The following is a 10,445-nucleotide window of genomic DNA, read 5'->3' as shown; positions in this document are numbered from 1 at the left end:
ACCTGGGCGTCTTCAAAGTCGCGTTTGTGATGCCAGCGATGAATTTCGGCAACACCGATAATGTGGCGCAACCATCCCACCCGGTAGTCCAGGTTCGAATGCTGGAAGGCCAAGTGCACTGTTAGAACTCCAAACCAGGTGGCCACAACTGCGGAGGGTGCGCCTGATGCGAACAGGATCGCCAGCCCCGGACTCGCCATAAGCACCGCATGCAAAGGATGTCGTCGCTCCCCGTTCATCCAATACAACCGCTCGGCGCTGTGATGAGGCATGTGAAAACGCCATAGCCAATACACTCGGTGACTGATCCGATGCATCGCATACAGGCTCAGATCGAGCACGGCGATGACTAGTAGCAACTGCAGCCACAGCGGGCTCTTGTTCGGAAAGAGACGAACCGAAGCTGGCACCGCATCACCAAGCTCGACCAGGACTCCAGCTGTGAATTGAATGACGGAAAGGTTCACCAGCATGTGCAGCAGGTCTGTCGCGGTGTCTTGATGATCCTCAAGCCAGGCTTCGCGGAAAGGTTGGATGCGCTCCAAGCCAGCGATGAGCAAAAGTCCCACTGCCGCAACTAGGGGAGTCGTGGGCCAATACGGTACGCCGGTATACAGCGTCCAGATCATGAAAGTGGCAGAGCCGCCAAACACGAGTGGATAGCTAACCCACCGTAAGGCGAATCGGAGAAAGGAAGGCATTGCTCAGCTCCTGGATATGGAACCATCACAATATGTGTAGAAGCCAGCTTTCGGCTTGAACGAAAGAGCTAAGTCTCCTGGAGATGAACTTCAGCCAAGGCGGATGACGGATCGATACCCAGTAGCGCCCGGAATGTCCGGGAGAAATGAGCCGAGTCTGAAAAACCCGCCTGATGAGCCGCGTCGGTCAGCCGTGCACCTTTGGCCAAATGCTGCAGGGCTTGCGTGAGACGTAACCATCTCGCGTAACTGCGAAGCGGCAGCCCCGTATGCTCCACGAACCAATGAGAAAACCGCGTGGGGGATAGATGCACCCCCGCGGCCAACTCTTCGCGTCCCATTTGGCCTCTGCTCAGCGCCTCAAATATCTTGATCAAGCGAGGATCTGGGGGCGGGAGATCGGGCAGTCGCAGCGCCTGGCGCACCCCGGTCCTAACCTGGAGATCAGTGTGTCCTGGCTCGTGCAGTGCGTCGACTATCGGCGCTACGTCCGCCGGAGTGATCAAAATCACCCTCGCGTCTTCCGCACCCCGCAGAGTGCGGGCTTCCTCGGACAGCGCATCCACATAGATCGACAGAACGTGACCGGCGCTCAGCTGGTGTTTCAAACCGGCCGGAATGAAGATGGCGCCCCCTGTTTGAATACCCATCGGGGTTTGAACCGATACAGTTGAGTCGAGGCCAACTGAGATCTGATGCGCATGATGGAGGTGCCATTCTTGGTGACCGGCATGGCCATAAAAGACACCGATACCAGGGCCAACCCATGCATGACCTGCCCAGCGCACGGTCTCTGCTGTAACCCAGCTCTTCATTCTCTAGCTCGGCCTACTTCCACTTTTGTCCGTGCCGACTGCACACGTATAGTCATTCGGCATCTGACTGCGGCATCGTATTGATGCTGGGCCATGATGGGCTATTCGTGCGCCGACTCCCAATTTCTTTACCGTGCTTTCGCACCTGGGTACTTGAAAATTTTTGCCGACGCCGGTTCGACCGGTTTGTCACCGTTCGGGTAATGAACGTTTGTGATTAGTTTGCCGGGTACTCAGCGATCACTTGGTCAGTACCTGCTTTGCTCAGACCGATGACCTGATAAGCATCCTGCTTCCCACCGACCTCCATACCAGGCGAGCCTGCCGGCATCCCCGGCACAGCAATCCCGATAAGGTCATCGCGCTTGCTCAAGGCAACTATTTGCTCGGCGGGCACGTGGCCTTCAACAAACTTTCCATTGATCATTGCTGTGTGGCAGGACGAGAGTCGTGGAGCAACACCGAGATCCTGCTTGACCGCGCTCATGTTGGTTTCTACATGATCAACGACGGTGAAGCCGTTAGCTTCAAGGTGCTGGATCCACTTCTTGCAGCATCCACAGTTAGCGTCACGATGGACGTCGATCGTCAGCGACTCTGCTGCATGACCAGTTGAACTGATAAACAGAGCCGCGAATGCAGCGAGGCGAAGTGCCCGACCGGGACGAAGAAAGTTATTTCGCATGGGTATGCTCCTTCCCATCAGCGTGGGTATGAGTTTTTGGCTGAACGGCCAGAGTTGCAGGAGCGTCATGTGAAGCCTCCACAACCTGAGGATGGGCGTGTTCGGTACTTTCATCCTGAGAAGGCGCTGAGGCCGCTTCATGGGCATGGGCGCTGTTTCTCTCGCCATGATGGTCGCCTGCTTCTGCTATCTCTTCGGCTGCACCCGCATCATGATGCCCCGCGACAGCCCCTCTTTGGCCCTCATGCTGGCCTTCATGGTTATGCATTTTGCTCTCGCCGCCACCGTGTTGATGACCACTGCTGCTGGTTGCTAGAGCGTTGTATTGCTCTGCATCCAATGAAGGCAGCTGCTGGAGAAAAGCGACCATTCCCCATATGTAGGGATCGGCCATGCTTTTACCCCAAGCGGGCATGCCTGTGGATTTGATTCCATGCTTGATGATCCAGAAAGCTGCGGCAGGGTTTCCATCAACGCCCAGTTTTGAAAGATTCGGAGGTGCAGGGTAAAGGCTATTACTTAACTCGGTTCCTGCAATACCCGGAGCCAGATGGCAACCGATGCACATAGAGTTGTAGTTGCCAGCACCTGCGCGGATGAGAGCTTCTTCGCTCAGGTCGGGGACTTTAATGTCGCGTGAGCGCACTTCGATCGAGCGATCCCGAGCGGTGGAAAGTAGCGAGTGAACGGGATAGGAATGTGGATCATCCGCCCCAACATTAATTACACCAAAATACACCACGCCGGCACCTACTATTGCGGCGACCACCCCGGCAGCAGTCAATGTTTTCAATGTTCTTTTCATGTCAGGCCCTCAAAACCACATCCGAATACCGGCGACAAATCGCGCCTCGTTCGCATCCTCTCCTTCATCGCTGGCCAGGTCTGCCGTATTGCCGTAGGAGCGGCTCCAGCTAACCCCAATGTAAGGGGCAAATTGGCGAACAATCTCATAACGCAATCGGAGCCCTACTTCGGTGTTTGCCAATCCAGACCCAATGCCGCGCTGAGGATCATTTTTCCCGTAAAAATTGGCTTCGGCCGTCGGCTGCAAGATCAGGCGATTGGTCAGCAGAATGTCGTAGTCGCCTTCCAATCGAGCAGCGGTTTGACCGTTCTCACCGATGTAGGCAGTCGCTTCGGCTTCAAAGTTATAGAGGGCCATGCCCTGAATACCGAGCGCTCCCCAAGTTTGTGGTGACCCGGGCTTGAAGTCTTGTCGTACGCCGGTGACGACATCCCACCATGGACCGATGGAGTGCCCCCAAAGTGCTGAGAGTTCAGCGTTTTCCGTTACGCCATTGGTACGTTCGCCTTCCGAGCGCAACCACAGTCGATCAACGTCACCGCCGATCCATCCTTTTGCATCCCAGGCCAATGCACTACCGTTGTCAGCATCCTGGTACTCAAACTTATCCAGCAGCATGAAGGAGTTGATTTTTTTGTCGTGGACACCATGACCAGCGACATCTGGAAAGGCGGCTGCACGGTCAGCGTCGGTAAGTACGGGGACTGGGGTTCGACTGGTGGTAGTCGCCCCTCCGTCCATACTTTCCATTCCGTCCATTTGCCCGTCATCCATACTCATCTTGCTGTGATCCATAGCCCCCATCTTGCTATGGTCCATAGCTCCCATTGAGCCGCGGTCCATCTTGGAGTGATCCATCTCTTCAGCGGCGTGAGCCACGACAAAGAAAGCAGGACTGGTAGAGACTGCCAGTGCCATCAACGTTGGGCGTAAAAACTTACTGGTCATGATCTCAATCTGCCTTTTTGGTTTTTTGGTCATGATCCATCGACTCATGGCTCATCTTGCTGTGGTCCATTGACCCGTGATCGGGCTTTGACTCGTTTGTCGTAGTTGCAGGCTTGTTCGTTGCTTTTGCAGGAGTAGCAGGTGAATGATCACTACTATCTTCGACTGCCAGCGCCAAGGACGAGAGTCCACCCATCAAGCCGACGGCAAAGAGGCAACCGACCAGCGATTTACGATTTAGGTATGTGCTCACAGATCGTCTCCTTTACTCATCAACCCGTACTTCACGGAACATGCCCATTTCCATATGGAAAAGCAGGTGGCAGTGATAAGCCCAGCGACCTAAGGCATCAGCGGTGACTCGATAGCTACGCTTGGTACCTGGTGGCATGTCGATTGTGTGCTTGCGCACCATGAACTTGCCGTTCTCATCCTCAAGGTCGCTCCACATGCCGTGAAGGTGGATGGGATGGGTCATCATGGTGTCGTTCACCAGGGTGATGCGAAGACGCTCCCCATACTTCAGACGAAGCGGCTCGGCGTCAGAAAATTTGATGCCGTTGAAGGACCACGAAAATTTCTCCATGTGACCGGTCAGATGAAGCTCAATGGTGCGATTGGGTTCGCGACCGTCAGGGTCTTGGAACGTGCTTTTCAGATCTGAGTAGGTGAGCACTCGACGACCATTGTTCCGCAAACCGATGCCTGGATCGTTTAGCTTTGGCGTTGGGCTCATGGCTTGCATGTCAACCAAGGGGTTGTTGGTTTCGGACGCTGGGTGAGTCTGCATTTCGCCCCCCATACCGCCCATCCCTGCCATCTTGCTGTGATCCATGCCGGCCATGTTGGACATGTCGCCTTTGTCCATTCCCGCCATCTTGCTGTGGTCCATACCGGCCATGTTGGACATGTCGCCTTTGTCCGTGCCCGACATCTTGCTGTGGTCCATGCCGGCCATGTTAGTCATGTCACCGCTGTCCATGCCGGTCATGTCACTTTGGTCCATTCCCGCCATCTTGCTGTGGTCCATGCCAGCCATGCCTGACATGTCACCTTGTTTCATATCGCCGCCGCCCATACCAGCCATGCTGCCATGGTCCATGCCCGCCATACCGCCCATACCCATGTCATCCATGGTCAAAAGCGGCCGAGGATCGATCGCAGGTACCTTTGCCTTTAATCCTTCGCGAACTGCCAAGGTTCCACGTGCATAACCGGTTCTATCCATGGACTGGGCGAAGATTGTGTAAGCCTCTTCGCTGGCAGGTTCTACGATCACGTCATACGTTTCTGCCACGGCGATGCGGAATTCATCGACGCTGACTGGTTTGACATGTTGGCCGTCAGCCGCCACAACGGTCATTTTCAAACCAGGGATGCGGACGTCGAAATAGCTCATAGCTGAGCCGTTGATAAAGCGCAGGCGCAGCTTCTCGCCCGGCTTGAAAATACCGGTCCAGTTACCGTTAGGCGCCTGGCCATTCATGAGATAGGTGTAAGTATCCCCACTGACGTCTGCGAGATCAGTGGGGTTCATTTTCATTTCAGCCCACATCTTCCGGTCGGCCACGGCAGCAGACCAACCTTGCTTGCTGACGTCGTCGATAAAGTCGCCCACGGTACGTTTGTGGTGGTTGTAGTAGTCCGATTGCTTCTTGAGCTTGGCCATGACGCGACTAGGATCTTCATCGGTCCAGTCAGTCAACATCACCACATAGTCGCGGTTGTATTGAAAAGGTTCAGGCTCTTTCGAGTCGATGACGATTGGACCGTAAACGCCTGCCTGCTCCTGCAAACCAGAGTGGCTGTGGTACCAGTACGTACCGTTCTGATGCACCTTGAATTTGTACTCGTACATGCCATCGGGCGCGATGCCATGGAAACTTAAACCCGGTACACCATCCATGTTGGCGGGCAGAATGATCCCGTGCCAATGAATGGAGGTGTCTTGGTCTAGGCGATTTTTCACACGCAGTGTGACCGTCTCGCCTTCGCGCCAGCGCAGCAAAGGTCCGGGCAACGAACCATTGATGGTCATGGCTGTGCGCGGCGAGCCAGTTATGTTTACAGGGGTTTCACCAATAAACAGATCAAATTCGTTGCCGGTGAGTACGTTCGGCAGACCAGGACTGGTCACTGCCCATACAGGAGTGCGCCATAGGCCAAGGCCGCCGAGAATGCCACCAGCGGCCAAGCCTTTAACGAATGTCCGTCTAGAGGTTTTGGAATGCATGCCGTTTACGTCCAATCAATCAAAAGGGAAGCCGTGCGAAACAACCAATGAGTTGCCCGGATGAGCTTCGCCAACCGTCACAAAAGACGAACTGTTACGGCAAGCGAGCTCAGAAATTGCCACATTTAAACCACCACAGTGATTACATTTCTGTCAGCTTGGGGATGTACCCAGCGATTTAGCAATTCTTGTGGTCCATCGCTTTAGCTTTACTTTCTGCGACGGGAGGTTGGGAGCTTTGCGTTTGAGCTACTTGGTACGATTCCATCGAATTATTCCTAGCCGCTTCCATGCGTGTGAAAGTCCGGTCACCACCGCCTTCAGCCATAGCCAATGAAGATACGGTCAGAGCAGCGATGACGAACAAGGTTTTGATAGGGTTCATTTGGGTTTCCTCGGATGAGTATTGGTAACCCCTGAATCGACATCAAGCGTTGATTCTTCGGGGTGAGCTTAAGGCTCAATAGGACTATAAGACTCATCCCCTGTCAGGAACCTTAGGTCAATATTACAGTTGTGTCAGGTTGCAATATTTCTCTTGAGAAACACACTACTTAATTCGTAAGGTCTCGATCCGGAATCACATGCCGCTATTTATCGATTAAAAGTTTTAACGATGCGGTTTTGTAAGCTTCCTTTTAGGTGGCATGGCGATTTTTTAGCACCTGTAATGGAATTGAATACGTCATCATGTAAAACAGTGCGTTTAACACTTGAGTATTCAATATTAGCGGTAATAGCAGCGCTACTGAGGATGGTGGATGTGAGTATTAATTTTGAAAAAGCGTTTGGCTCCGCAGAAAGAGCGCTAATTTATCGTAGCCAAAGAGCTGAGGTACTGAGCAATAACATCGCTAACGCCGATACACCGAACTTCAAGGCCCAGGATTTAGACTTTTCTGCTGTGCTTGCAGGCCAGACAAAAGGAGCTCTTGCTACGCCGTTTTCTTTGAAAATAACAAACCTAAAACATATTTCCGACCAAAACTCAGCAGATGACCATCATGGCGGTGTTTTGCTTTACAGTATGCCGAACCAACCCTCCATTGATCAAAATACTGTAGATCAACAGGTCGAGGTCGCAAAATATGCAGAAAACGAAGTACATTTTGATGCCGCGTTTACCAGATTGAATGGCGCATTTAAAAGTTTGCTTAAAGTTCTTCGAGGTGACTGATAAGTAAAAGGGCAAGCGCTTGTTGGCAGTAATTTACCGGGGAATTCACCGGTCCGAAATGGCTCATCTTTATAGCTAAGATTTGCCTAAATGACTCCAACACTAAGCGCGAAAGGCTCGCATAATTTAAGTGGAGGCTGTTTTAACTCATAAGCGTTGGCACCAGGAAGGCGTATTGGCCTGACGGTTATTGATATTACCCACGACCGGATCACTGACGTCTGCGCTGGACCATCGCCATTATCATTCGGGTAGTTTGTCTCGTTCCATCAAGGTAATGAATCCCTTCCACATTAAGAACTGATTCATCTGAATATGAATATGAAGCGGTTGCGAGTCTGCTTGGGTCTGTTGGCGGACTCGGCATTCGCGAAAGTCATCTATTCTATCTGGGCTCAACCATAGTTTTTTAGGCTTTCCCTACAGCATATTCGCGACGAAATGCTAACCGACTGAAACCTGACAAGAATGTAATATTCATTTCTGTCGACTGTCCGCCTAGCGTGGTCTAGGGTGAAATATGAGCCCTTGAGTACGTAGGTGCCGGAACCCCATGAAACAGTTTCCTGCTCACATCACGTCTGGCATCTATTTGCCATATTCTCATTCGCTATCTGCCGAAAAATGATCAGATGTTTTTAATCGAAAATGTCGCAGCCGTATGTATATGCCAATCTTCCGCCTTTTAACCAGGAGATTCACAATGTCACAGCATATCAAGCACAGCAGCACTAACCGGTTCACTTTATCAGTGAGGGCGGTAGCGATGGCTGTCGCTGTCATGGCGACAGCGCCGACGTGGACCAATGCCGCAGAACCCGCGAAAAGCGAAACAATGCCGATGCCTTCCGAGCAGATGGATCACTCGAAGATGGACAGCATGAAAAAAATGGGTGGTATGTCCAAGACCGGCGATGTGGATTATGACTTCGCGGCCAACATGCGCATGCATCACCAGATGGCAGTCAAGATGGCGCAAGCCGAACTCAAGAACGGGAAAAATCCAGAGATGCTCCGAATGGCCAAGGACATAATTGCCGCACAGGAAAAGGAAATCGCCGTATTCGATCAGTGGATTAAAGCGAATAAAAAACCATGACCATGGTGATGTCGATCTGTGCGTTGCATCTTTGACAGAAATTTCCGCACCGGTTTAGCCGGTGATTCTCACCCGTGCGCATCACATTGAATGGTAGGAGCAAACCCAAGCTCCGCTTGGACCATGGATTTCCAGAGCATTCGCGCTTGGTCAAAGGTCTGCAAACAGGGGCACTGATCTGAGCCCGAGACGATGATCTGTCCTTGCGCCTGTGAAGCCCGACCGGCTTAGGAGAGGAAGTGATAGAACGTAACCAGGACGTGGGCCAAAGCGTTCTGTCCGGGCTAATTTCGATAACAGCATGATGGTCGATATTACCCTGCTATCACTACTCCTCAATCTTCGGGTAAGTGCTGCGTGGTCTGCCAGACAATCATGCCCCGCTGCGACCCTGGATATGGCCGCTGGTTTCGCGCGAACTGGAGGGCCTCAGTACACTACGTTAGGGCTCTGGCATCCGACAGCATTGGCAAAACTGGAGCGCTAGATGACAAGCAAACAGGCTCAATATCATGCGGTGGATTGCCTTATCGTCGGTGCAGGCCCTGTCGGGCTGACGGCGGCTATCTATTTGGCACGCTATCGTCGACAGGTTTTACTGGTCGACGCCGGCCAGAGCCGTGCAGAGCTGATCCCGATCACGCACAACTATCCGGGTTTTCCTCAGGGTGTTTCGGGTGCCGAGTTATTGACACGGCTGCGCAAGCAGGCAGAGCGCTACAATGTTCATATCCGGCGAGCCACCGTAAAATCGCTAACAAAGCGAGGGAATGACTTTATCGCCAATATCGACGATGACTACGTTGTGGCGTTGACTGTGATTCTTGCCACCGGCGTTGTTGATAAACACCCCGATATTCCCAATCTGCGTGAGGCCACTATTGGTGGCTATGTGCGCTGGTGCCCGATTTGCGACGGATACGATGTCATCGATCAGGACGTTGCTCTTCTCGCCTCCGCCAAGGAAGGCTTCAGACATGCACTATTTCTTCGGACCTACACCCGCCAGCTCACCTTTTTTGTGCAACCGGGCGACACGGGGCTAGACAACGACGAACGTCTCAGAATTGCACAGGCAGGGATCCGGATCATCGAGGATCCGATCGCACATATCCGCAAGATCAAAGGGCATCGTTTGTCGCTACGCTTAGCGAGCGGCGGCGAACTCAGTTTTGACACCCTATACCCGATGCTTGGCTGCAACTCTCGGACCGAGTTGGCGAAAAGTCTAAGCGTAAATGTTGACAGCAAGGGCGAGCTGTTGGTGGACACCAATCAGCGGACGTCAGTCCATGGATTGTATGCCGCGGGCGATGTAGTTAATGCGCTCAATCAGATGAGTGTTGGAGTCGCCCATGCGGCGACTGCGGCAACCGCGATACACAATACCCTCAAGGATAATTATCGCTAAAAAGTTGATATCCAAGGACGATCTTGCCGGGATTGGGCTAGAGGCAATGACTTCCCGTACCTCCTCGACGATCGGGGCATCCATCTCGGCATCCAGCAGTACGCGGCTTGTTTGACGGATCAAACCACATGCCCAACTGGCTACAAGACCTGCGCCAACGATACCCATCACAGGGGCGAGCCAGGCGGCTCCCCAAAATTTTCCCCCAATCAAAGCTAGAATAGCGAGTACCGAAGTAGCCGCGTCAGCCAGTAAATGCATGTAGGCAGAACGTAGGTTTAGATCATGATGCCCATACCCATACCCATGCCCATGATCATGCGTGTGGGAATGGCAGCGGTGAGGGGCGCGGTGAATGGATTGATGGCAGAGGTGCTCGAAGGGCAGATCCGTGAGCATCTAGGCGCTGAAGCTGTAACTCCAGAGCAACGTCAAAACGACCTGGATCAGGTCATCTCGGCTCTGCGTTCATATTTGAAATGAACCCAAAGGGAGCCCGAGCATACGGCGCTCTTACCTTCGGAAGGAATCTGCGCTCTCAAGCGCTGATTTGGGAAGGAAAACCTAA

12 protein-coding genes and 1 pseudogene are annotated in these 10,445 nt (G+C 52.9%); 4 read left to right on the top strand and 9 right to left on the bottom strand.

The window, feature by feature from the left end:
* From V5E99_RS30585 to V5E99_RS30550, 8 genes are all read right to left on the bottom strand, one after another.
* Nucleotides 1-701, bottom strand: a 701-nt coding sequence (locus V5E99_RS30585) for a sterol desaturase family protein (protein ID WP_499806226.1), incomplete at its 3' end; no start/stop codon positions are given.
* Between the two features lie 68 nt (nt 702-769).
* The gene (locus V5E99_RS30580) at nt 770-1,516 is read right to left on the bottom strand and encodes a helix-turn-helix transcriptional regulator (protein ID WP_499806225.1); all 747 of its coding nucleotides are present in this window, start codon (nt 1,514-1,516) and stop codon (nt 770-772) included.
* Nucleotides 1,517-1,733: 217 nt separating this feature from the next.
* Nucleotides 1,734-2,201: a DUF411 domain-containing protein gene (locus V5E99_RS30575; RefSeq protein ID WP_499806224.1), complete on the bottom strand. Its 468-nt coding sequence runs from the start codon at nt 2,199-2,201 to the stop codon at nt 1,734-1,736.
* A complete protein-coding gene (locus tag V5E99_RS30570) occupies nt 2,191-3,006 on the bottom strand; it encodes a c-type cytochrome (protein WP_499806223.1) in 816 nt (271 codons plus the stop codon). Before V5E99_RS30570 ends, V5E99_RS30575 begins: the two co-directional genes overlap by 11 nt.
* 9 nt (nt 3,007-3,015) lie before the next feature.
* Nucleotides 3,016-3,990 carry a copper resistance protein B gene (locus V5E99_RS30565; RefSeq protein ID WP_499806222.1) on the bottom strand — a complete coding sequence of 325 codons (975 nt, stop codon included), beginning with the start codon at nt 3,988-3,990 and terminating at the stop codon, nt 3,016-3,018.
* Entirely contained in the window at nt 3,962-4,210 is a 249-nt protein-coding gene (locus V5E99_RS30560) for a hypothetical protein (protein WP_499806220.1), read from the bottom strand. The genes V5E99_RS30565 and V5E99_RS30560 overlap by 29 nt, the downstream gene beginning before the upstream one ends.
* 12 nt (nt 4,211-4,222) lie before the next feature.
* On the bottom strand, nt 4,223-6,190 hold the full coding sequence (locus tag V5E99_RS30555) for a copper resistance system multicopper oxidase (protein WP_499806219.1): 1,968 nt from the start codon (nt 6,188-6,190) through the stop codon (nt 4,223-4,225).
* 178 nt (nt 6,191-6,368) lie between these two features.
* Nucleotides 6,369-6,575: a co-regulatory protein PtrA N-terminal domain-containing protein gene (locus V5E99_RS30550; RefSeq protein WP_499806217.1), complete on the bottom strand. Its 207-nt coding sequence runs from the start codon at nt 6,573-6,575 to the stop codon at nt 6,369-6,371.
* 378 nt (nt 6,576-6,953) lie between these two features.
* Here V5E99_RS30550 and flgB point away from each other — a divergent pair, with 378 nt between their 5' ends.
* The 3 genes from flgB to V5E99_RS30535 all read left to right on the top strand — a co-directional run bounded on the left by flgB (nt 6,954) and on the right by V5E99_RS30535 (nt 9,877).
* On the top strand, nt 6,954-7,367 hold the full coding sequence (gene flgB / locus V5E99_RS30545) for a flagellar basal body rod protein FlgB (RefSeq protein WP_499806215.1): 414 nt from the start codon (nt 6,954-6,956) through the stop codon (nt 7,365-7,367).
* A 703-nt stretch (nt 7,368-8,070) separates the two neighbouring features.
* Nucleotides 8,071-8,466 (top strand): DUF305 domain-containing protein, encoded by a 396-nt coding sequence (locus V5E99_RS30540; protein WP_256730477.1) that lies wholly within the window; start codon nt 8,071-8,073, stop codon nt 8,464-8,466.
* Nucleotides 8,467-8,953: 487 nt separating this feature from the next.
* Nucleotides 8,954-9,877 (top strand): NAD(P)/FAD-dependent oxidoreductase, encoded by a 924-nt coding sequence (locus V5E99_RS30535; protein ID WP_499806213.1) that lies wholly within the window; start codon nt 8,954-8,956, stop codon nt 9,875-9,877.
* 24 nt (nt 9,878-9,901) lie between these two features.
* Here the strand turns inward: V5E99_RS30535 and V5E99_RS30530 are convergent.
* Nucleotides 9,902-10,210 (bottom strand): annotated as a pseudogene (locus tag V5E99_RS30530) (cation efflux transmembrane domain-containing protein); the annotation flags it as partial.
* On the opposite strand from V5E99_RS30530, the gene V5E99_RS30525 reads away from it, so the two are divergent.
* Nucleotides 10,163-10,360, top strand: coding sequence for a metal-sensing transcriptional repressor (locus tag V5E99_RS30525; protein WP_499806211.1), 198 nt, complete (start codon nt 10,163-10,165; stop codon nt 10,358-10,360). The pseudogene V5E99_RS30530 and the gene V5E99_RS30525 sit on opposite strands and share 48 nt — an antisense overlap.
* Nucleotides 10,361-10,445: the final 85 nt, after the last annotated feature.

The organism is Janthinobacterium sp. LPB2021202312-11-4 (assembly GCF_037049705.1).
Taxonomy (GTDB): Bacteria; Pseudomonadota; Gammaproteobacteria; order Pseudomonadales; family Pseudomonadaceae; genus Aquipseudomonas.
Note: the sequence above shows the minus strand (reverse complement) of the source record. Positions and strands in the feature narration are given on the sequence as shown.